Raw genomic sequence first — 255 nt, 5'->3', positions numbered from 1 at the left:
GGTTCTTTTCGCCTTTCCCTCACGGTACTAGTTCACTATCGGTCAGTCAGTAGTATTTAGCCTTGGAGGATGGTCCCCCCATATTCAGACAAAGTTTCTCGTGCTCCGTCCTACTCGATTTCATGACTAAGAGATTTTCGCGTACAGGGCTATCACCCACTATGGCCGCACTTTCCAGAGCGTTCCGCTAATCTCAAAGCCACTTAAGGGCTAGTCCCCGTTCGCTCGCCACTACTAAGGGAATCTCGGTTGATT

At 49.8% G+C, this 255-nt stretch carries 1 rRNA gene; it reads right to left on the bottom strand.

Features of this window, described 5'->3' with window-relative positions:
• A 23S ribosomal RNA gene (locus QMX86_RS28305) occupies positions 1 to 255 on the bottom strand; the annotation flags it as partial.

This window comes from Pseudomonas sp. PS01270, from assembly GCF_029959775.1.
GTDB classification, from domain to species: domain Bacteria; phylum Pseudomonadota; class Gammaproteobacteria; order Pseudomonadales; family Pseudomonadaceae; genus Aquipseudomonas; species Aquipseudomonas atacamensis.
This window is presented reverse-complemented; position numbering and strand designations above follow the sequence as displayed.